The following is a 21677-nucleotide window of genomic DNA, read 5'->3' on the forward strand; positions in this document are numbered from 1 at the left end:
CCGGGTGGCGGGTGCGGTCGGACGGACGCTAGGCATCACGTGTTAAGTGCGGGGTCCTGCGGTGTTTCAGCCGCGCGTCGCCGCGCCCGCGGATGTCACGCCCGCGTGTCCGGGTCACACCGCGAGGCTCGCCCGGACCGCGCCCTCGGCGTCCGCGCCGGCCGCGCCCGACACGGTGATCCGGCCCGACTCGAGCACGTGGTACGTGTGCGCCGCCCGCAGGGCGAAGCCGAGGTGCTGCTCCACGAGCAGCACGCCGAGGCCGCCGCGCCCGGCCAGCCGCAGGACGGTCTCCTCGATCTCGGCGACCACCGACGGCTGGATGCCCTCGGTCGGCTCGTCGAGGAGCAGCAGGCGCGGGCGGGTGATGAGCGCCCGGGCGATGGCGAGCTGCTGGCGCTGGCCGCCGGACAGCAGGCCGGCCCGTCGTCCCAGCAGCCCTTCCAGCGCGGGGAAGGTCGCGAGCGCCTCCGCGGTGGCGGCCTTCCCGTCCTTGCGGCCGTCGGCGACGAGCTGCAGGTTCTCGCGGGCCGTGAGGTGCGGGAACGACTGCTGGCCCTGCGGCACGTAGGCCAGACCGCGCCGGACCCGCTCGTGCGGGGCGAGCCGGGTGACGTCGACGCCGTCGAGGAGGACGGCGCCCCGGGCCGGGCGCAGCAGCCCCGCGGCGGTCCGCAGGAGCGTGCTCTTGCCGGCGCCGTTGTGGCCCATCACGGCGACGACGCCCTCCGCCGGGACGGTCACGCCCACCCCGTGCAGCACCGTGGTGCGGCCGTAGCCGACGTGGACGTCGCGCAGCTCGAGCATCAGCCCTCCACCTTCACGCCGTCGACCCCTGCGCCGTCGACGCCGTCGACGCCCTCGGCGACTACCGCGGCGTCCGCGGCGGTCCCGAGGTACACCTCCTGCACCTTCGGGTCCGCCTGCACCTGCGCGACGCTGCCCTCGCTGAGCACCCGGCCCTGGTGCAGCACCGTCACCGTGCGGGCGAACTTGCGCAGGAACTCCATGTCGTGCTCGACGATGACGACCGTGCGGTCGCCGTCGGCGATCTCCTGCAGCAGTGCACCGGTCGCGTCGCGCTCCTCGTGGCTCATGCCGGCGACGGGCTCGTCGAGCAGCAGGAGCCTGGCGTCCTGGACGAGGAGCATGCCGATCTCCAGCCACTGCTTCTGGCCGTGCGCGAGGGTGCCCGCGAGCCGGTCCGTGGCGTCGGCGAGGTGGATCGTCCCGAGCACCCGCTCGACGGCCTCCGGCACGCCCCTGCGCCGGCGGAGCAGGCGGGCGAACCCGCGGCCGGCGCCCGCCGCGATGTCGAGGTTCTGCAGGACCGTGAGCTCCTCGAAGACCGTCGCGGTCTGGAAGGTTCGGCCGATGCCGGCCCGGGCGATCCGGTGCACCTCGCGCCCGAGGAGCTCTTGCTCGCCGAACTGCACGGACCCGGTCGCCTTCGAGAGGCCGGTGACCGCGTCGACGATGGTCGTCTTCCCCGCGCCGTTGGGCCCGATGAGGAAGCGCAGGTCCCCGCGCGGCACGTCGAGGTCGACGCCGTCGACGGCGACGAACCCGTCGAAGACGACGCGCAGGTCGCGGATCCTCAGGCCGGCGGCGGTCTGGTCGGTCACGAGGTCACCTCCGCGGGCCGGCGGCGGACGGCGTCCCCGACGACCCGGGGGAGCGATGCGAGGCCGTTGGGCAGGAAGGCGACGACGAGGATGAACAGGCCGCCCTGGATGTACGTCCAGCGGTCCGCGAGGGCCTCGGACGCCGCCGTCGTGAGCCAGGCGACGCCGATCGCGCCGAGCGCCGGGCCGAGCAGCGTCGCCCGGCCACCGACGGCGACGCCGATGACGAAGGCGATCGACGGCACGATGTCGATCGACGCGGGGTTGATGGCCTGCACGGCGCAGACGAACATCGCGCCGGCCAGGCCCGCCATGCCCGCTGCGACGGTGTAGGCGAAGGTCTGGACGTTCGCCGGGTCGTACCCGAGGAACCGCACGCGCTCCGGGGCGTCCCGGACGGCGACGAGGAGCTCGCCGTAGCGGCTCTGCATGAGCTGGCGCGCGACCGCCAGGCAGCCGAGCAGGCAGACGGCGACGACGACGTAGACGGTCGTCCGGTTGACCGGGTCGCCGAGGTCGTACCCGAAGAAGCTCGTGATGTCGGTGAGCCCGTTCGTGCCGCCCGTCGTGCCCTGCTGCCCGACGATGAGGATCGCCATGGCGGCGGCGAGGGCCTGGCTGAGGATCGCGAAGTACGGGCCCTTGATCCGGCGGCGGAAGACCGCCTGGCCGAGCACGAACGCGACGAGCATCGGCAGCAGGACGGTGGCCGGCACGGCGACCGAGGCCTGCCGGAACGGCTGCCACCACAGCGGCAGCTCGGTGACCTCGCCGTAGAGCTGCATGAAGTCGGGCAGCTCGCCGGGCGGGGTCTGGGCGAGCTTGAGGTGCATCGCCATCGCGTACGCGCCGATGCCGAAGTAGACGCCCTGCCCCAGCGTGAGCATCCCGCCGCGGCCCCAGGCGAGGCCGATCCCGACGGCGACGATCCCGAAGCACAGGTACTTCGCGAGCAGGTCGAGCCGGAACTGGCTCAGCGTCGCCGGTGCGACGACGAGCAGGACGAGGGCGCCGAGCCCGAACCCGAGGGCCGCGCGCAGCGGGCCGGGGCGGGTCAGCCTGTCGAGTGCACTCATGCAAGGCTCCTGGTGCGCAGCGTGAACAGGCCCTGGGGGCGCCACTGGATGAAGAGGACGACCGCGACGAAGACGAGCACCTTGGCGACGCTCGCGCCGACCTGGTACTCGAGCAGCGCGTTGAGCATCCCGATGACGAAGGCCATGACGACCGCGCCCTGGATCCGGCCGACGCCGCCGGCGACGACGACGAGGAACGCGTCCACGATGTAGCTCGTGCCCATGCTCGGGCCGATCGCACCCAGCAGCGTCAGGGCGACGCCGGCGACGCCGGCGAGGCCGGAGCCGATGAAGAACGTCGTCCGGTCGACCCGGGCGGTCGGGATGCCGCTCGTCGCCGCGAGGTTGCGGTTCTGGACGACGGCGCGGATCCGGCGGCCCAGGGACGTCGCGGTGAGCGCGACGGACAGGCCGCCGACGGCGACCACGGCCACGGCCAGGATGAACAGCCGGCTCGCGGGCAGCGTGAGGGCGCCGACCTCGACGGCGCCGGTGAGCCACTCGGGCGCGGCCGTCTGCTTGTTCGGGGCGCCGAAGAGGTCGCGCGCGGCCTGCTGGAGCACCAGGGACAGCCCCCACGTCACGAGCAGCGTGTCGAGCGGCCGGTGGTAGAGGCGGCGCAGCAGGAGCATCTCCATGGCCAGCCCGAGCAGGCCGGAGACGACGAAGGCCACGGGCAGCGCGACGAGCAGCGAGGCGCCGGCGCTCGTGACGACCTTCTGGAGCATGTAGACCGTGTACGCGCCGGCCATGATGAGCTCGCCGTGGGCCATGTTGATGACGTTCATCTGGCCGAACGTGAGGACGAGGCCGAGCGCGACGAGCAGGAGCACCGCACCGAAGCTGATACCGGTGAAGAGCTGGGTGAGGACGGCCATGGCGGCTCCGTTCTGTGGCGGGGGCTCGACCGCCGGGCCGGCGGACCGACGTGCGGCGGACGCCCGGCGTGCCGGCTCGACCAGGTCGGGCCGGCACGCCGGGGTCACGGCCGGGTCAGGAGAGCCCCGCCGCCCAGTCGTACGTCTTGAGGAACGGGTCCGGCTCGATCGGCTTGCCGGAGTTCCACACCTCGGTGATCGTGCCGTCGTCCCCGATCTTGCCGATGCGGGCGGTCTTGGCGATGTGCTGGTTGCTGCCGTCGACCGTGACGAGCCCCTCGGGGGCGTCGAACGTGATGCCGTCCGCAGCCGCCTTGACCTTCTCGACGTCGAAGGAGCCGGCCTTCTCGACCATCGCCTTCCAGAGGAACACCGAGACGTACGCCGCCTCCATCGGGTCCGACGTCGGCTTGTCCTCGCCGTACTTCGCCTTGTACGCCGCGACGAACTCCTTGTTCTTCGGGGTGTCCGTCGTCATGTAGTAGTTCCACGCCACGAGCTGGCCCGACAGGTACTGCGGGCCGATCGCCTTCGCCTCCTCCTCGGCGATGGACACCGACATGACCGGCGTCGTGGCCGCCTCGAGGCCCACGGACTTGTACTGCTTCCAGAAGGCGACGTTGCTGTCGCCGTTGAGGGTGTTGAAGACCGCGTCCGGCTTCGAGGACTTGATCTTGTCGACGATCGCGCTGAACTCGGTGTTGCCCAGCGGCTTGTACTGCTCGTCGACGACGGTCATCCCGTTCGCCTCGGCGTACGCGCGGATCTCCTTGTTCGCCGTCCGCGGGAAGACGTAGTCGCTGCCGACGAGGAACAGCGTCTTCTTGCCCTCGCCCTTGAGGTAGTCCAGAGCGGGGATGATCTGCTGGTTCGTCGTGGCGCCGGTGTAGAAGATGTACGGCGAGGCCTCGAGCCCCTCGTACTGCACGGGGTAGAACAGGAGCGCCTTGTTCTTCTCGAAGACCGGCAGCATCTGCTTGCGGCTCGCCGACGTCCAGCCGCCGAACGTGGCGGCGACCTTGTCGACGCTGATGAGCTTCTGGGCCTTCTCCGCGAACGTCGGCCAGTCGGAGGCGCCGTCCTCGCTCACCGGCTCGATCTTCTTGCCGAGGACCCCGCCGGAGGCGTTGATCTGCTCGACGGCCAGCAGGAGCGAGTCCCGCACGGTGACCTCGCTGATGGCCATGGTGCCGGACAGCGAGTTGAGCAGGCCGACCTTGACGGTGCCACCGGTGGTGTCCGCGGTGGCTGCCGCGGTGGTGGCCGTGGACGTCTCGCCGGACTTCGCGCCGCACGCCGCGAGCGTGAGGGCGACGGTGGCGGCGAGAGCGGTGAGGGCCGTGCGACGGGTGGACTGTCGGGACATGGTCCTCCTCCGGGGGAGGCGCACGCCGAATGGCGGTCGCCGTTGGGGGTTGGAGGGACCGTAGGAACCGTGGGTTACCTGCGCGGTGCTGCTCTGTTGCCGTCGGTGGCTCCGAAGGGCGCCGTCCGTAAACGGTTGGTGTCCGCAAACTCTCACCGGCGTGGCCACGGCGTCCGGCGTCGGCTACCTCACACAGGTCACGGCCAGGTCACGACCGGGCGCGTTCCTCGCGTCCGGAACCCGTTGCGGCGCAAGACCTTTTCATGATCGTCGATACAGACGTAAGGCGTGGTGCGGAACGAGCCGGACGCAGGAGGTCGTCCGGTGCCGGCCGTCGGTGGGCCCGCCGGTGGGGTCAGGCGCGGGCGACGTCGTCGAGCGCCGCCCCGAACGCCTCGGCGAGGAGCTTGACGTCGTCGTCCGTCGTGACGAAGGACGGCGACACCTGCAGGCCCCCGGTCGCGAGCACCCGGGTGAGAACGCCGTGCCCGCGCAGCGCGGCCGCCACCCTGGCCGGTAGGGCCGCGTCGACGGCGAGCGCCGCCGGGTCGACCTGGACGGCGGCCATCGCGCCGGTGCCGCTGCGCACCTCGGAGACGAGGTCGTGGTCGGCGAGCGGTGCGAGCAGCGTGTGCAGCGTGCCCTCGAGCCGGGCCGCCTCGGCGAGGAGGTTCTCCTCCTCGATGACGTCGAGGTTCGCGAGCGCGACCGCGCAGGCCGTCGCGTGCCCGGAGTAGGTGTAGCCGTGCCGCCACATCCCGGTCCCGGCGCGCCAGAACGGCTCGGCGACCCGGGGTGCGACGAGCACCGTGCCGAGCGGCGCGTACCCGCTCGTGACGCCCTTCGCGCCGGTGACGATGTCCGGCTGGAGCCCGAACCGGGTCACCCCGAACCAGAAGCCGCCGATCCGGCCGTAGCCGGTGATGACCTCGTCGCACACGAGGAGCACGTCCCGGTCGCGGCAGATCTTCTCCACCGACTCCAGGTAGCCCGCGGGCGGCGGGAAGACCCCGCCGGCCCCGACGACCGGCTCGACGAAGAACGCCGCGACCCGGTCGGGGCCGGTCGCATCGAGGACGGCGGCGAGCGCCTCGGCGGAGTCCCAGGGCACCTGCGCGGTGTCGGCGAGCAGCGGGCCGTAGCCGAGCCGGTTCGCCGGGATGCCGGACAGGCTCGTGCCGCCCGCGTGCATGCCGTGGTAGCCGTGCCGGCGGCTGACGACGACGGTCTTCTCCGGGCGGCCGACCACCTGCCAGTACCGGCGCGCGAGCTTGACCGCGGTGTCGACCGAGTCCGAGCCGCCGCTCGTGAGGAAGACCTTGCTGCCCGGCACCGGTGCGATCGCGGCGACCCGCTCGGCGAGCTCGAGCGTCGGGCGCGTCGCGTAGTCCCCGAAGGTCGTGTACGCGGCCAGGCTCGACATCTGCGCCGCCGCCGCGGCGCCGAGGGCGGCCCGGCCGTGCCCGACGTTGCAGTACCAGAGGGCCGCAGTGGCGTCGAGGTAGCGCCGTCCCGCCTCGTCGGTGACGTACGCGCCGTCGCCCGAGGCGATGACGAGGGGACCTGAGGCCGCCACGGCCGCCATGTCCGCGAACGGGTGCCAGTAGCTGCCCACGGGGTTCCTCCTGATCGCTGCGGCCCGGCCTGCTGCCGCGAGGCTACGGCCCGATCCCGGACGCCGTCACGGACGGGATGCGACGATGGGGGCCATGGATGCCCAGCGCGGCGCCGGGCGACCCCGCCGTCCGGCCTTCTTCGGCCCGACGGTCATGGACACGTTCGTCGGTGCCCCCGACCCCGCCCAGCGGGTCGAGGCGGCCCACGCGACCGCGGAGGCGCTCGTCCGGCACGGCCGGGACGGCGGCGACGAGGTCGCGGCCCGGCTCGTCGCGATCGCCGACGAGCACGGCATCGACGAGGTCGCCGAGCTGTGGTCGCACACGCCGTCCGACACCCTGCCCGGTGCGCTGTGGCGGCTCTACGCGCTGCGCGCGGGCATCCGGCAGGACCCGGTCGCGCTCGCCCGCGCGTTCGACGCGGGCCGCGGCCGGGCACCGGTGCACGAGGCCGTCGCCGGGGTCGGCGAGCCGCCCGGCGCCGACGAGGTGCTCGCCCTCGCGGACGCCGTCCTCACCGGGGTGTTCCGCGGCGACCTCGCCGTCGCGCTCGAGCGGGCGGCGGCCTTCTGCCGGGTCGTGTCCACCGGGCAGGCGGTGCTCGCGGACGACGACGTCGCGGCGCCCGAGCAGGGCGGTGTCCTCACCCTGGAGCTCTCGGACGACACCCGGCGCGCGGCGGACCTGCTGCGGACCGCTGTCCAGCTCGAGGGGGCGGCCCGGCTGTGGCGGGCCGGCGAGCTGCACTGACCGGGCACCGGCCCGGATCCGGGGCCGGCGTGACGATCGTCACGCCCCGTCACGAGTCGTCGCCAGAAATCACCGCCCGGCTCTGTCGTAAAGCCCGCGGATCGGGGAACATGTCTCTCGATGGGCACGTTGGCCATCACTGGTGACACCCTCCGGGGTCTCACCGGGCGTCGGGTCGCGGTAACCCCGGGTCCCATCTGAAGCCGCCATGAGTGGCCATTGCGCCGTGAGGCGTTCCCGGTCCGACGCTCGTACGACACCGCAGCGCCCCCTTCGGGGGGCGCTGCGGTGCTTTGGGCGAGACTGGGGGCGATGAGCAGCGACACGACGGTCGGGCCCGAGGGCCCGGCCGCACCCGACGAGGCCGGGGCGGACGACGAGCCGGCCGCCGCGCGCGACGTGCGGGCCGGCGACCGGTGGCGTCCGCTCGCCCGTGTCGTGCTGCACTGGGCCGCGGTGCTGCTCGTCGCGGTCTCCGGTGCCGCGTTCGGTGCCGCCCTCGCGCCGTCCACGCAGGCCGAGGTCGGGCCGCTGCTCCTCGACGTCCGCGTCGTCCCGAGCCTGGACCCCGGCGTCCGGCTCCTGCTGCCGCCGGTCGGCCGTGTCGACTTCGACACCCACGAGGCGCCCGTCGCCGTCGAGGCCCGGGTCACCGAGGTCGACGTCGAGGAGGCGAAGGCCCTGCTCGGCGACCCGCGCGGCCTCGCGGGCCTCCAGGTGGCCGCCCCGGACGCGCTCCGGGCGGCGACGATCCGGGCGGCCGGCTGGTCGGCCGGCTGCGCCCTGCTCGGCGCCTGCGGGCTCTCCCTGCTCGTCCACCGCCGGGTGTGGCGGCGGACCGCCCAGGTCGCGGGCGGGCTCGTCGCCGTCCTCGTCGCGACCGGTCTGACCGCCGTCGCCACCTTCGACGCCGACCAGCTCGCCCAGCCCCGCTTCACCGGTCTGCTGAGCCGCGCGCCGTACGTGACCACGCAGGCGAACGGCCTCATCGACCGGCTCGAGTCCTACCGCAGCGGCCTCGCCGACATCGTCCAGGGCGTCACCGCGCTCTACGCGACGAGCGGCGACCTGCCCGTCGTCCCCGACACCGGGGAGGACGTCGTCCGGGTCCTCCACATCTCGGACGTGCACCTCAACCCGCTCGCCTTCGACCTCGTCGACCGGCTCGTCCAGCAGTTCAAGGTCGACCTCGTCGTCGACACCGGCGACATCACCACGTGGGGCACCGAGATCGAGGGCACGACGCTGTCCCGGATCCGCGGGGTCAAGGTGCCGTACGTCTTCGTCCGCGGCAACCACGACTCCCGGCTCACCCAGGCCGCCGTGGAGCTGAACCGCAACGCGGTCGTGCTCGACGACGAGGTCGTCGAGGTCGAGGGGATCGTCCTGGCGGGCATCGGGGACCCGACGTTCACCCCGGACGGCGGCACCGAGCCGGACGGCACCCCGGCGTCCGCGGCGGTGACGCCCACCGGACGGACCACCCCGACCCTGGCCGCCGGCCCGCCGCCGTCCGGGAGCGGCACCGCGGCGCCGACGGCGACCGCGACGCCGCCCTCGACCGACCCGCAGGTGCTCGCCGGCGAGCAGCTCGCCAGGACCGTCCGGGAGTGGGACGCCACGCACCCCGGCAAGCCCGTCGACGTCGCGCTCGTCCACGAGCCGCGCAGCGCCCCCGCGCTGTTCGGGACGGTCCCGCTCGTGCTCGCGGGGCACCTGCACACCCGCACCACGACGGTCGACCCGTCGGGCACCCGGCTCATGGTGCAGGGCTCGACCGGGGGCGCCGGGATCACCGCCGGCACCGTCGACCGGCTCGCCGAGGGCAGGCCGGTGCCGCTCACGGCGACGATCGTCTACATCGCCCGCAGCGGGGAGCGGGCCCGCCAGGTGGTCGCCTACGACGACGTCACGGTCGGCGGCTTCGGGCTCGCGTCCGTGTCGCTGGAGCGGACCGTCATCCGCGCCGAGGACGCGCCGCCGGTGCCGTCCCCGGGAGCCACCCCGACGGCCGCCACCGGGACCGCGACCGCGGGGCGCAGGCGCCGCCCGGGCCGGCCCTGACCCCCGCCCTGACCCGGCCCTGACCCGGCCCTGACCTGCCCGGACGTGGCGTCCGGGTGGCCCGCGCCGGTCGCCGCGCCCCGGCTGGCGTAGCATCCGGCGCGCACCCGTTCATCGAGAGGTTCGTCCGTGGCCTTCCGCCTGCGCCCCCACGACGCCCGGTTCGGCGACCTCCTCGCCGCGCTGTCCGGGCACCTCGGCGACGGCGCGCAGCTCCTCGCGGAGATGCTCGGCGGCGACCCCGAGGAGCAGCAGGCCACCGCCCAGCGCCTCCTCGACGTCGACCAGGACGCCGAGGCCGCCGCGCACGCCGTGCTCCGGGCGCTGTCGGCGGCGTTCGTCACACCGTTCGACCGGGTCGACATCTACCGCGTCGCCTGGTCCATGCGGATGTGCACGGCCCGGATGTCCGCGGTGGCCGACGAGATCGTGCTCTTCGAGATCGTCGAGCCGCCGGCCGGGGTGACCGACCTCGTCCAGCTCGTCGTCCGGGCGGCCGAGGTGACCATGCAGGCCGTCCCGCGGCTGGGCCGGCCGCGGCTGCTCGTCGACCCGTGGATCGAGCTGACCCGGCTCGGCAAGCAGGCCGGCCAGGCGCACCGCAGGCTCCTCGCGGACATCACGTCGACGGCGAAGGAGCCCGCCGAGCTCGTGCGCCTCACGGCGCTCGCCCAGTCGCTCCTGCGCGTCGTGAACTCCTTCGAAGAGGTGGCGCACGCCTTCCAGACGGTCAGCGTCAAGGAGGGCTGAGCGTGCAGGACACGCTCCTCGTCGTGGTCGTCGTCCTGGCGCTCGCCTTCGCCTGGATGAACGGCTTCCACGACGCGTCGAACGCGGTCGCGACGTCGCTGTCGAGCGCCACGCTCACCGCGCGGGTCGCGCTGCCGCTCGCGGGCGCGCTCAACGTCGTCGGCGCGCTCCTCGGCGTCGGGGTCGCGCAGACCATCGGCACCCGGCTCGTCGACGTCCCCGTGAGCAGCCCGGGCCTCGGGCTCGTCGCCGCCGCCCTCGTCGCCGCCTTCGGCTGGAACGTCGTCACGTGGTCGCTCGGGCTGCCGTCCTCGTCGTCCCACGCCCTCATCGGCGGGCTCACCGGTGGCGCGCTCGCGGCCGGCGGCGCCGTCCAGTGGGGCGTCGTCCGCGACCTCGTCCTCGTGCCGATGGTGCTCTCGCCCGTCGTCGGGTTCGCGCTCGCCTGGCTGCTCATGGCGGCGATCATCCGGTCGGTCCGCGAGGTGACCTACGGGACCGCGCGCCGCCGGTTCAAGATCGCGCAGACCGTGTCGGCGTCGGCGGTCGCCCTCGGGCACGGCCTGCAGGACGGCCAGAAGACGATGGGCGTCATCGTCATCGCGCTCGCCGCCGGCGGGCACGCCGTCGACGGCGTGCCGCTGTGGGTGCGTGTCGCGGCGGCCGTCGCGCTCGGCGCGGGCACCGTCGTCGGCGGCGGCCGGATCATCCGCACACTGGGCCGGCGGGTCGTCCCCGTCGACCCGGTGAGCGGGTTCGCCGCCGAGAGCGTCTCGGCGGTCGTCCTCGCCGGGACCGCCGTGTTCCAGGCGCCGGTGTCGAGCACGCACACGGTCACCGCGTCGATCATGGGGGCCGGCTCGACCCGCGGCCGGCGGGAGATCCGCTGGGCCGTCGTCCGGCGGATCCTGCTCGCCTGGGTGCTCACCCCGTTCGCCACCGCGCTCGGCGCGGCCGTGCTCTACACGGCGGGGGGCCTCGTCGCCTAGTGCCGCCGGCGGGCGCGTAGGTTCGTCGCGTGGCGGGCACGCGGACGACGGGACAGGACGGCGACGACCTCGTCCGGGCGCTGGGCGCGGCCGGGGTCGCGGACGTCGACGGCTCGGCGCTCGCGCGGGCGCTCTACTCCTCGGACGCCTCGCTCTACCGGGTGCCGCCGCGGGTCGTCGTCCGGCCCCGGCACACCGACGAGGTGCTCGCGACGCTCGACGTCTGCCGCTCGCTGGGCGTCCCGCTGACGATGCGCGGGGCCGGGACGTCGATCGCGGGCAACGCCGTCGGGCCCGGGGTCGTCGTCGACACGAGCCGGTTCCTCGACCGGGTGCTGTCCCTCGACCCGCAGACCCGGACGGCGCGGGTCGAGCCGGGGGTCGTGCTCTCCGCGCTGCAGGCGGCGGCCGCACCGCACGGGCTGCGGTTCGGCCCCGACCCGAGCACCCACAACCGCTGCACGCTCGGCGGCATGATCGGCAACGACGCGTGCGGCTCGCGCGCGCTCGCGTACGGGCGGACGTCCGCGAACGTCGTCGCGCTCGACGTCGTCACCGGCGGCGGCGTCCGGACGACGCTGACGACCGGCGTCGGCGGGGAGCCGGGCGGGGAGCCGGGTGCGGTGCCGACGGCGGCGTCCGGCGGGGGAGCGGACCTCGTCGACGCCGTGCGCGGCCTCGTCGCGGACCACCTCGCCGTCGTGCGCACCGAGTTCGGCCGGTTCGGCCGCCAGGTCTCGGGCTACGCCCTGGAGAACCTCCTGCCCGAGCGCGGCACCGACCTCGGGCGCACCCTCGTCGGCAGCGAGGGAACCCTCGCGGTCGTCCTCGGCGCGACCGTCCGCCTCGTGCCGGAGCCGCCCTTCCGCGCCCTGGCGGTGCTCGGGTACCCGACGATGGCCGACGCCGCGGACGCCGTCCCGGGGGTGCTGCCCTTCGCCCCGACGGCGTGCGAGGGGCTCGACGTCCGGATCGTCGACCGGGTCCGCCAGGTGCCCGGCGCCGTCGTCCCCGACCTGCCCGCCGGCGCGGGCTGGCTCGTCGTCGAGCTGCCCGGCGGCACCGCCGAGGAGGCGGAGGCCGCCGCCCGCCGGGTCGTCGCCGCCTGCGGCACGGCGGACGCCGGGGCGGTCGGCGCGCACGTCGCGACCGGCGCCGAGGCGGCCGCGATCTGGCGGATCCGCGAGGACGGCGCGGGCCTGGCAGGCCGGACCCCGCAGGGCCGCCCCGCGCACGCCGGCTGGGAGGACGCCGCGGTCCCGCCCGCACGGCTCGGCGGCTACCTGCGCGACTTCGACGCGCTGCTCGAGGAGCACGGGCTGCACGGGGTGCCGTACGGGCACTTCGGCGACGGCTGCCTGCACGTGCGGATCGACCTGCCGTTCGACCGTGAGCCCGAAGCCGTTGCACGGCAGCGGTTCCGGGACTTCCTCGGGGACGCCGCCCGGCTCGTCGTCGCGGCCGGCGGGTCGCTGTCCGGCGAGCACGGCGACGGCCGGGCCCGCAGCGAGCTGCTGCCGCTCATGTACTCCCCGGCGGCGATCGGGCTGTTCTCCCAGGTCAAGGACCTCCTCGACCCGGACGACGTGCTCAACCCCGGCGTGCTCGTCCGGCCGGCCGCGGCCGACGCCGACCTGCGCGCCGTCGGTGCCCGGCCGGTGCGGGAGCGGCTCGCCCTCGCCTACCCGCACGACGGCGGTGACTTCTCGGCGGCCGTGCACCGCTGCACCGGGGTCGGCAAGTGCCGCGCGGACCTCACCGCGACCGGCGGCGTGATGTGCCCGTCGTACCGCGCGACCCGCGACGAGAAGGACTCGACCCGCGGCCGGGCCCGGGTGCTCGAGGAGCTCGTCGGGCGCCCGGCCGGGAGCGGGGCCGGGCCCGCCTGGGGCTCGCCCGAGGTGCACGCCGCGCTCGACCTCTGCCTCGCGTGCAAGGGCTGCGCGAGCGACTGCCCGGCCGGGGTCGACATGGCCACCTACAAGGCCGAGGTGCTCCACCAGACCTACCGGGGCCGGCTGCGGCCGCTGTCGCACTACGTCCTCGGCCGGCTGCCGATGTGGTCCGACCTGGCGGCCCGCATGCCGCGGCTCGCCAACGCTGTCACCGGCTCCCGGGCCGGCGGCGCGCTCGCCCGCCGGGTCGCCGGTGTCGACCCGCGCCGGTCGCTGCCCCGGTTCGCGACGCGGACGTTCGGCGCGTGGTGGCTCGGCCGCCCGGCGGACGCCGCCCCGGCGGTCGCGCCGCACGGCCGGGTCGCGCTGTGGGTCGACTCGTTCACCGACCACTTCGCCCCGGGCGTCGCCGTCGCCGCGGTCGGGGTGCTCGAGGCCGCCGGGTACGCCGTCGAGGTGCCGCAGGGCCTGTGCTGCGGCCTCACCTGGCTCACGACGGGCCAGCTCGACGCCGGCCGGGAGCGGGTGCGGCACACCGTCCGCGGGCTCGAACCGCTCGTGCGCGACGGGGTCCCGGTCGTCGGCGTCGAGCCCTCGTGCACCGCGGTGCTGCGCGGGGACGCCCGCCACCTGCTGCCCGACGAGCCGGGTGTCGAGGTCGTCGCCGCCGGGGTACGGACCCTGGCCGAGCTGCTCGCGGCGACCCCGGGCTGGTCGCCCCCGGACCTCACGACCGTCGAGGTCGTCGCGCAGCCGCACTGCCACCACCACGCCGTCATGGGCTGGACGGCCGACGAGGCGCTGCTGCGAGCGGCCGGTGCCCGGGTGACCCGGGTGGGCGGCTGCTGCGGCCTCGCGGGCAACTGGGGCGTCGAGCGCGGTCACCACGACGTCTCCGTCGCGGTCGCCCGCACGGCGCTGCTGCCGGCCGTCGAGGCCGCCCCGGACGCCGTCCTGCTCGCCGACGGCTTCTCCTGCCGCACCCAGCTCGACCAGCTCGCCGGCCGCCGCGCCGTCCACCTCGCCGAGCTGCTCGCCGAGCGCCTCCCGCAGTGATCGCCGCTTCTCGTCGCAGGCCACCGAGTACCCGGGGTCCCGCGACGACGACCGGCGATCGCCGGCGGCGGCTCAGCCGAAGCGGCCGGAGATGTAGTCCTCGGTGGCCTTCTCGGTCGGGTTGCTGAAGATCTTCGCGGTGTCGCCCATCTCGATGAGCCGGCCGGGCTTGCCGGTCGCCGCGAGGTTGAAGAACGCCGTCCGGTCGCTGACCCGGGCGGCCTGCTGCATGTTGTGGGTGACGATGACGATCGTGTACTGCTGCTTGATCTCGTCGATGAGGTCCTCGATGGCGAGGGTCGAGATCGGGTCGAGGGCCGAGCAGGGCTCGTCCATGAGGAGCACCTGCGGCTCGACGGCGATCGCGCGCGCGATGCAGAGCCGCTGCTGCTGCCCGCCGGACAGGCCCGCTCCCGGCTTGTCGAGCCGGTCCTTGACCTCGTTCCAGAGGTTGGCGCCCTTGAGGGACCGCTCCACCGCCTCGGCGAGCACCGCCTTGGTCTTCACCCCGTTGAGCCGCAGCCCGGCGGCGACGTTGTCGAAGATGCTCATCGTCGGGAACGGGTTGGGGCGCTGGAACACCATGCCGACGGTGCGGCGGACGGCGACCGGGTCGATGTCCTTGCTGTAGAGGTCGCGGCCGTTGAGCGCGACGGTGCCCTCGACCCGGCCGCCGGCGATGACCTCGTGCATCCGGTTGAGGGTGCGCAGGAACGTCGACTTCCCGCAGCCTGAGGGGCCGATGAACGCGGTGACGGTCCGCGGCTCGATCGACATGGAGACGTCCTCGACGGCCTTGAAGGAGCCGTAGTAGACGTTGAGGTCCTTGACGTCGATGCGCTGTGCCATCAGGTGTCCTTCGTGGTTCGGGTGGTGCGGGGCATGGGGTGGGGTGCGGCGGCGCGGCCGGTCAGCGGACGGCGCTGAACCGGGCGACGACCCGGCCGGCGCCGTTGAGCAGCAGCACGAGCAGGATGAGCGTCAGCGCCGACGCCCAGAGCCGGTCGGTCGCGGGCTGGAGAGCCTGGCCGAAGTTGTCCTTGATCATCGTCGGCAGCGCGGCCATCGGGCCGTCGACGAGGCTCGTGTTGATCGACGCCGAGTACGGGCCGAGGATGAGCAGCGGCGCGGTCTCGCCCATGACCCGGGCCAGGCCGAGCAGGACCCCGGTGATGATGCCCGACAGGGCCGTCGGGATGACGATCCGGGCGATCGTCTTCCACTTCGGCACCCCGAGCGCGTAGGACGCCTCGCGCAGCTCGTTGGGGACGAGCTTGAGCATCTCCTCGGTCGACCGGACGACGACCGGGATCATGAGCATGACGAGCGCGAGGGACACCGCGAACCCGACCCGCTGGAGGCCGAACGTCGTCACCCAGACCGCGTAGATGAACAGCGCCGCGACGATGGACGGGATGCCGGTGAGGATGTCGACCATGAAGCTCACCGCGCGGGCGAGCTTCCCGCGGCCGTACTCGACGAGGTAGATCGCCGTGAAGACCGCGATCGGCACCGCGATGAGGGCGCACACCGCGGCCTGGACGAGGGTGCCGAGGATCGCGTGGTACGCGCCGCCGCCGACCCGGCGCGGGGTGATGCCGCGCTGCGAGGTGAGCCACCAGTTCTGGTCGAGCAGCAGGGTGTAGCCGCGGGAGAGCACGGTCCAGAGGATCCAGGCGAGCGGCACGAGGGCGAGGAGGAACGCGGCGTACACGACGACGGTCATGACCGAGTTCGTCACGGACCGGCCGCGGCTCAGCCCGCTCAGCCCGGCAGCGACGTTCGGCATCGCGCCCGGCTCGGTCGAGGAGGTCACGGTGCTCATTCGGAGAAGGCCTTCCTGCGCTCGATGACGATCCGGGCCACGGCGTTGACGGCGAACGTGAGGAGGAACAGCACGAGGCCCGCCGCGATGTAGGCGCCGGTCTTCAGCGGGGTGTCGAACTCGGAGGAGCCGTTCGCGATCCTCGACGCGAAGGTCTCGCCGCCGGCGAACGCCGACCAGGAGAACGCACCGCGCGTGACCGACAGCAGCAGCGTCACGGCGATCGTCTCGCCGAGCGCCCGGCCGAGGCCCAGCATCGAGGCGGAGATGACACCGGGCTTGCCGAACGGCAGGACGGCGGTGCGGACCATCTCCCAGCGCGTCGCGCCGAGCGCGAGCGCGGCCTCCTTGTGCGCGGCGGGGGTCTGGTCGAAGACCTCGCGGCTGATCGCCGTGATGATGGGCAGGATCATGATCGCGAGCACGATGCTCGCGAGGAAGATCGTGCCGCTCACGGTCAGGGGCGCGAAGAGCGGGAACCAGCCGAGCGCCGACTCGACGAAGCGCTGCACCGGCTGCACGAAGTCGCGCAGGACGAAGTAGCCCCAGATGCCGTAGACGATCGACGGGACGGCGGCCAGCAGGTCGATGAGGGACGCGAACGGCCGCGCCAGGCGGCGCGGCGCGTACTGGGTGAGGAAGAGCGCGACGCCGATGGCGATCGGGACGGCGATCGCCATCGCGATGATCGAGGAGATGACCGTCACCCAGAGCAGGTCGGCGATGCCGAAGCGCAGGTCGCCGGCACTGACCTGCCACTCCCGCGAGGTGAGGAAGCCCGCCTTGTTGTCCATGAGCGACGGCACGGCCTGCGCGAGGAGGAACGCGGCCACCAGGCCGATCAGGGTGACGACGAAGACGCCCGAGCCCGTCGCCAGGCCGCTGAAGACCCGGTCCCCGACGCGGCCGGTGGCCGCCATGTCCCCCGAGGGGCCGGCATCGGCCTCGGAGTGCCCCGTGATGCTCGTCATCGTCTCGTCGTCTCCGGTTCGTCGTGCGGTGCAACGGGTCTGCGGCCCGGGCGCCGCGGTGCCCCGCCCCCGGTGAACGGGGACGGGGCGACCACGACTCCCGCGTGCGGGTGTCAGCTGATGGCGTTGATCGCCGTGACGACCTTGCCGCGGACGTCCTCGGGCAGCGGCGCGTAGCCGATCTCCTCGAGGCCCTTCTGGGTGTCGGGGCTCGCGAAGTACGTGAGGAACGACTTCACGAGCGCCGTCTTGTCGGCCGCGAGGCCCTTGGAGCAGACGACCTCGTAGGTCACCAGGACGATCGGGTAGGTGCCGGCGTCCTTGACCGCGTAGTCGAGCTTGAGCTTGAGGTCGTTGCCCTCGCCGGCCGCGGCCGCCGCGGCAACGGCCTTGCCGGCCGTCTCACCGGTGAGCGCGACCGCGCCCGCGCCGTTGTCGACCTGGGCCACGCCGAGCTGGTTGTCCTTGGCCGCGGACCACTCCATGTAGCTGAGGCCGCCCTCGGTGGACTTGACGCCCTGCGCGACGCCGTCGGTCTGCGGCCGGCCCTCGCCGGTCGTGCCCGGCCACACCTTCGCCGGCTCCGCGGCCCAGTCGGCCGGGGCGGACCCGTTGAGGTACTTGGTGAAGTTCTCCGTGGTCCCCGACTCGTCGGCGCGGTAGAACACCTTGATGTCCGTCGCCGGCAGGGTCGCGCCGCTGTTGAGCGCCGCGATCTTCGGGTCGTTCCACTTCGTGATCTTGCCGAGGAACATCTGCGACGCCACGGACGGCGTGAGCACGAGCTTGTCGACGCCCGGCAGGTTGTACGTGATGGCGATCGGGCCGGCGACGAGCGGGAGGTTCCACGCGTCGTTCCCGCCGCAGCGCGTCTTGGCCGCCTCGGTCTCGACGACGCCGTCCTTCTCCTCGGACTTCAGCGCAGAGTCGGTGCCCGCGAAGTCGACCTGCCCGGCGAGGAACTGCTTGATCCCCGCGCCGGAGCCGGTCGCGTTGTAGTTGACCGTCACGCCGGGGTTGGCGCTCTGGTAGCCGGAGATGACCTCGCCGATCGCGTTCTTCTGCGCCGAGGAGCCCTCGCCGTTCAGCGTGCCCGAGAGGGCGGGGCCGGAGGACGCGGCGGAGTCGGCCGCGCTCGGGGTCGAGTCGCCGGTGGTGTTGTCGGAGCCGCACGCCGTCAGGGCGAGCGCCGCGACGAGCGAGAGGCCCGCGACGCGGCCGGGCAGGGTGAGCTTCACGTGGCCTGTCCTTCTTGGTTCTCGGGTCGGCAGTCGCGGTCACGCGGTGCTGCCGGGCGCCCGGTCGGCGCCTGGTCGGAACGCTAGGGAAGGCAGGTGAAGCACTCCGGCGCTGCGGGTGAACGGGCGGCGAACGTGCCGCCTACGCCGTCCGACGCTCTGGGGGCCTGTGGGTGAGCAGCCGGTGAACCCGCGTCATGCCGCGGTCGCCGGATCGTGACCATGTCGGGTTCGTCACGGTTCTGCGCGGCGACACGCCGGACATTCCCGGGCGAAGGGTCACCGGTGCGGGGCGTGCCGCTCCACCGCGACGACCGTCGGCCGCTGCCCGGAGCGCCGGGTGACGTGCGCCACGAGCACCTCGGCCGGGTCGAGGAACGGGTCCTCGTCGGGCAGCGCGTCGCGCACCTCGTCCGTGCCCGCCCGGGCGACGGTGCCGACCACGCCGGCCAGGACCGGCCGATGGGTGCACAGCGCGGTGGCCTGCTCGCGCTCGACGAGACGCTGGGCGTGCCGGGCGGCCTTGCGGGGGTCCCGGGCGTAGCCGTCCTCGGAGAGCCCGCCCTTGGTGCGGATCCGGGCCCCGCTCGAGGCGGCGTACGGCGCGAGCGTCTCCGTGCAGCGCAGCCACGGCGAGCTCAGCAGGTAGTCGGGGGACCAGCACTGCAGGAGCGCGGCCAGGGCGAGGGCCTGGCGGCGCCCGGCGGCCACGAGCGGGCGGTCGGCGTCCGCGTGCGTCCAGGCCTGGCGGGGGCGGGCCGTCGCGTGCCGGACGACGAGGAACGGCCGGGTGAGCAGCCGGCGCTCGGCGACCCGGCCGACGAGCGCGTCGAGGAGCGCCGCGTCGGAGTCCCGGGTGAGCCGCTTGCGGGCGGCGCGGACCGACAGCCAGGTCGTCTGGTCGACCTCGCCGGCCCGGGGCCGGCCGCCGGACAGCGCCCGCGCCGACCAGTACGCGACCTCCTTGGGGCGCCCGTCCGGCAGCGTGTACCGGACCGTGGGGAGCGGGCGACCGAGCCGGACCCGCAGCCCGCTCTCCTCGGCCGTCTCCCGGACGGCGCACTCCGGCAGCGTCTCGCCCGGTTCCACCTTGCCCTTGGGGAAGGACCAGTCGTCGTACCTCGGCCGGTGGACGAGGAGCACCTCGACGCCGCGCTCGGGGTCGCCGCCGCGGCCGTCCGGGGCGTCCCGCCAGCAGACGACCCCGGCGGCCAGCTCGACCACGCGGTCGACGGGTGCGGGCGGCGCGGTCATCGGCAGCACCTCGGCGAGCCGGTCGGTCCCGCCGGGGCCGTCGGGGGCCGGGTCGTCGTCCTGCGGGACGGCCGGCGTCGGCGTCGTCATGGGTCGTCCGCTCCCCGCCGTCACCGTCGTCTGGTCGACCGCCGCCGCGGCCTGGTGGCGATGATGTGCGACTGGATGTCGAGCAGTCGCTCGCCGTCCGGGCCCTGCGCGTGCCGCACCCACATGCCGTCCGCCCCGAGGTGCCAGGACGCCGTCCCGTCGTCCGCGGACAGCGACAGCAGCTCGTCGAGCTCGGCGAGGTGCCCGGGGTCCTTGAGCCGCACGAGGGCCTCGACGCGGCGGTCGAGGTTGCGGTGCATCATGTCGGCGCTGCCGATGTAGACGACGGGCTCGCCGCCGTTCTCGAACCAGAAGACCCGGCTGTGCTCGAGGAAGCGCCCGAGGATGCTGCGCACCCGGATGTTCTCCGACAGCCCCGGCACGCCGGGCCGGATCGAGCAGATGCCCCGGACGAGGACGTCGACCGGGACGCCCGCCCCGGAGGCCCGGTACAGCGCGTCGATGAGCACCTCGTCGACGATGCTGTTCATCTTGAACCGGATCCGGGCCGGCCGGCCCGCCCGGGCGTGCGCGATCTCCCGCTCGATCCGGTCGACGAGCCCGCTGCGCAGCGACCGCGGCGCGACGAGCAGCCGGCGGTACGCGGTCTTCGGGGCGTAGCCGCTCAGCTGGTTGAACAGCCGGGTGAGGTCCTCGCCGACCTGCGGGTCGCACGTGAGCAGGCCAAGGTCCTCGTAGAGCCGGGCCGTCTTCGGGTTGTAGTTGCCCGTGCCGACGTGGCAGTACCGCCGGAGCCCCTCGGACTCCTGCCGGACGACGAGGCTCAGCTTGCCGTGCGTCTTGAGGCCGACGATGCCGTAGACGACGTGGACGCCCGCCTGCTCGAGCTTGCGCGCCCAGGAGATGTTCGCCTGCTCGTCGAAGCGGGCCTTGATCTCGACGAGCGCGAGGACCTGCTTGCCGGCCTCGGCGGCGTCGATGAGGGCGTCGACGATGGGGGAGTCGCCGCTCGTGCGGTAGAGCGTCTGCTTGATCGCGAGCACCCGAGGGTCGGCGGCGGCCTGCTCGAGGAACGCCTGGACGCTCGTGGAGAACGAGTCGTACGGGTGGTGCAGGAGCACGTCGCGCTCGCGGATCGCGGCGAAGACGTCGCTCGGCTTGGCCGTCTCGACCTCGTTGAGGTGCCGGTGCGTCTTGGGGACGAACTTCGGGTAGTGCAGCTCGGGCACGTCGAGGTCGGCGACGACGTTGAGCCCGCGCAGGTCGAGCGGCTCCGGGACCTCGTAGACCTCCGCGGCGCTCACCCCGAGCTCGCGGACGAGCAGCTCACGGACGTGCGGGTCGACGTCCTCGACGATCTCGAGGCGGACCGGCGGGCCGAACCGGCGGCGCAGGAGCTCCTTCTCCAGGGCCTGGAGCAGGTTCTCCGCGTCGTCCTCCTCGACCTCGACGTCCTCGTTGCGGGTCACCCGGAAGGTGTGGTGCTGGCGCACCTCCATGCCGGGGAAGAGCTGGTCGAGGTGGACGGCGATGACGTCCTCGATGGGCACGAACCGGGCGTGGTGCAGGTCGTCGGAGCCGACGGCGATGAACCGGGGCAGCAGCGGCGGGACCTTGACCCGGGCGAAGTGCTCCTTGTCCGTCACCGGGTTGCGCAGGATCACCGCGAGGTTGAGCGACAGCCCCGAGATGTAGGGGAACGGGTGCGCCGGGTCGACGGCCAGCGGGGTGAGGACGGGGAAGACCTGCTCGCGGAAGAACGTGTGGAGGGTGTCCTGCTCCTCCTCCGAGAGCGCGCTCCAGTGCACGAGCGCGATGCCGCGTTCGGACAGCTCGGGCGCGACCGCGTCGCGGTAGACGCCGGCGTGCCGGGCCTGGAGCTCGTGGGCGCGGCGGCTGATCGCGTCGAGCACCTCGCGCGGCTCGAGACCGCTCGCCGCGGTGACGGCGAGGCCGGTCGCGATGCGGCGCTTGAGGCCCGCGACCCGGACCATGAAGAACTCGTCGAGGTTGCTCGCGAAGATCGCCAGGAACCGGGCGCGCTCGAGCAGCGGCAGCGACTCGTCCTGGGCGAGCTCGAGGACCCGCTCGTTGAAGGCGAGCCAGCTCAGCTCACGGTCGAGGAACCGGTCAGGGTGGTCGGCCGGGGTCGTGGACGACGCTCCCTGGACCGGCATCGGCGCGGCCGTCGGGGCCGGGCCCGCCGGAGCCGGGACGACGCTGACCGCAGGGGTGCCGCCGGCCGGCCGGGCCGCGGCCCGGGTCGCCGGGCG

17 protein-coding genes are annotated in these 21677 nt (G+C 74.0%); 5 read left to right on the forward strand and 12 right to left on the reverse strand.

The annotated features are described in order from the left end of the window. Nucleotides 1-114 precede the first annotated feature (114 nt). From urtE to ECOMGDLI_RS19325, 6 genes are all read right to left on the reverse strand, one after another. Nucleotides 115-807 (reverse strand): urea ABC transporter ATP-binding subunit UrtE, encoded by a 693-nt coding sequence (urtE, locus tag ECOMGDLI_RS19300; RefSeq protein ID WP_088318500.1) that lies wholly within the window; start codon nucleotides 805-807, stop codon nucleotides 115-117. Continuing rightward, nucleotides 807-1625 carry an urea ABC transporter ATP-binding protein UrtD gene (gene urtD / locus ECOMGDLI_RS19305; protein ID WP_088318502.1) on the reverse strand — a complete coding sequence of 273 codons (819 nt, stop codon included), beginning with the start codon at nucleotides 1623-1625 and terminating at the stop codon, nucleotides 807-809. Before urtD ends, urtE begins: the two co-directional genes overlap by 1 nt. Next, nucleotides 1622-2701: an urea ABC transporter permease subunit UrtC gene (urtC, locus tag ECOMGDLI_RS19310; RefSeq protein ID WP_088318504.1), complete on the reverse strand. Its 1080-nt coding sequence runs from the start codon at nucleotides 2699-2701 to the stop codon at nucleotides 1622-1624. The genes urtD and urtC overlap by 4 nt, the downstream gene beginning before the upstream one ends. Next, a complete protein-coding gene (gene urtB / locus ECOMGDLI_RS19315) occupies nucleotides 2698-3579 on the reverse strand; it encodes an urea ABC transporter permease subunit UrtB (RefSeq protein ID WP_088318532.1) in 882 nt (293 codons plus the stop codon). The genes urtC and urtB overlap by 4 nt, the downstream gene beginning before the upstream one ends. Before the next feature lie 115 nt (nucleotides 3580-3694). Beyond that, on the reverse strand, nucleotides 3695-4945 hold the full coding sequence (urtA, locus tag ECOMGDLI_RS19320; protein ID WP_088318505.1) for an urea ABC transporter substrate-binding protein: 1251 nt from the start codon (nucleotides 4943-4945) through the stop codon (nucleotides 3695-3697). Nucleotides 4946-5300: 355 nt separating this feature from the next. Further along, on the reverse strand, nucleotides 5301-6560 hold the full coding sequence (locus ECOMGDLI_RS19325) for an aspartate aminotransferase family protein (protein WP_198955015.1): 1260 nt from the start codon (nucleotides 6558-6560) through the stop codon (nucleotides 5301-5303). Between the two features lie 94 nt (nucleotides 6561-6654). On the opposite strand from ECOMGDLI_RS19325, the gene ECOMGDLI_RS19330 reads away from it, so the two are divergent. The 5 genes from ECOMGDLI_RS19330 to ECOMGDLI_RS19350 all read left to right on the forward strand — a co-directional run bounded on the left by ECOMGDLI_RS19330 (nucleotide 6655) and on the right by ECOMGDLI_RS19350 (nucleotide 14065). Then, nucleotides 6655-7311 (forward strand): hypothetical protein, encoded by a 657-nt coding sequence (locus tag ECOMGDLI_RS19330; protein ID WP_088318506.1) that lies wholly within the window; start codon nucleotides 6655-6657, stop codon nucleotides 7309-7311. Nucleotides 7312-7623: 312 nt separating this feature from the next. Beyond that, nucleotides 7624-9375 carry a metallophosphoesterase gene (locus ECOMGDLI_RS36465; RefSeq protein ID WP_088318507.1) on the forward strand — a complete coding sequence of 584 codons (1752 nt, stop codon included), beginning with the start codon at nucleotides 7624-7626 and terminating at the stop codon, nucleotides 9373-9375. 129 nt (nucleotides 9376-9504) lie between these two features. Further along, complete coding sequence (locus ECOMGDLI_RS19340) at nucleotides 9505-10125, forward strand: DUF47 domain-containing protein (protein WP_088318509.1); 621 nt, start codon at nucleotides 9505-9507, stop codon at nucleotides 10123-10125. Between the two features lie 2 nt (nucleotides 10126-10127). After that, complete coding sequence (locus tag ECOMGDLI_RS19345; protein WP_088318510.1) at nucleotides 10128-11114, forward strand: inorganic phosphate transporter; 987 nt, start codon at nucleotides 10128-10130, stop codon at nucleotides 11112-11114. A 29-nt stretch (nucleotides 11115-11143) separates the two neighbouring features. After that, the gene (locus ECOMGDLI_RS19350) at nucleotides 11144-14065 is read left to right on the forward strand and encodes an FAD-binding and (Fe-S)-binding domain-containing protein (protein ID WP_088318511.1); all 2922 of its coding nucleotides are present in this window, start codon (nucleotides 11144-11146) and stop codon (nucleotides 14063-14065) included. 72 nt (nucleotides 14066-14137) lie between these two features. Here ECOMGDLI_RS19350 and pstB read toward each other — a convergent pair whose 3' ends face one another. The 6 genes from pstB to ECOMGDLI_RS19380 all read right to left on the reverse strand — a co-directional run bounded on the left by pstB (nucleotide 14138) and on the right by ECOMGDLI_RS19380 (nucleotide 21581). Next, nucleotides 14138-14914: a phosphate ABC transporter ATP-binding protein PstB gene (gene pstB / locus ECOMGDLI_RS19355; protein WP_088318513.1), complete on the reverse strand. Its 777-nt coding sequence runs from the start codon at nucleotides 14912-14914 to the stop codon at nucleotides 14138-14140. 61 nt (nucleotides 14915-14975) lie between these two features. Beyond that, nucleotides 14976-15890 carry a phosphate ABC transporter permease PstA gene (pstA, locus tag ECOMGDLI_RS19360; RefSeq protein ID WP_088318514.1) on the reverse strand — a complete coding sequence of 305 codons (915 nt, stop codon included), beginning with the start codon at nucleotides 15888-15890 and terminating at the stop codon, nucleotides 14976-14978. Then, nucleotides 15887-16861 carry a phosphate ABC transporter permease subunit PstC gene (gene pstC, locus ECOMGDLI_RS19365; protein WP_088318516.1) on the reverse strand — a complete coding sequence of 325 codons (975 nt, stop codon included), beginning with the start codon at nucleotides 16859-16861 and terminating at the stop codon, nucleotides 15887-15889. The genes pstA and pstC overlap by 4 nt, the downstream gene beginning before the upstream one ends. 113 nt (nucleotides 16862-16974) lie before the next feature. Beyond that, nucleotides 16975-18099 (reverse strand): phosphate ABC transporter substrate-binding protein PstS, encoded by a 1125-nt coding sequence (pstS, locus tag ECOMGDLI_RS19370; protein WP_088318517.1) that lies wholly within the window; start codon nucleotides 18097-18099, stop codon nucleotides 16975-16977. A 279-nt stretch (nucleotides 18100-18378) separates the two neighbouring features. Further along, nucleotides 18379-19443 carry an NUDIX domain-containing protein gene (locus tag ECOMGDLI_RS19375; protein ID WP_088318519.1) on the reverse strand — a complete coding sequence of 355 codons (1065 nt, stop codon included), beginning with the start codon at nucleotides 19441-19443 and terminating at the stop codon, nucleotides 18379-18381. Between the two features lie 20 nt (nucleotides 19444-19463). Then, the gene (locus tag ECOMGDLI_RS19380; RefSeq protein ID WP_088318534.1) at nucleotides 19464-21581 is read right to left on the reverse strand and encodes an RNA degradosome polyphosphate kinase; all 2118 of its coding nucleotides are present in this window, start codon (nucleotides 21579-21581) and stop codon (nucleotides 19464-19466) included. Nucleotides 21582-21677: the final 96 nt, after the last annotated feature.

It is taken from the genome of Kineosporia sp. R_H_3 (genome assembly GCF_002198675.1).
Lineage (GTDB): Bacteria > Actinomycetota > Actinomycetes > Actinomycetales > Kineosporiaceae > R-H-3.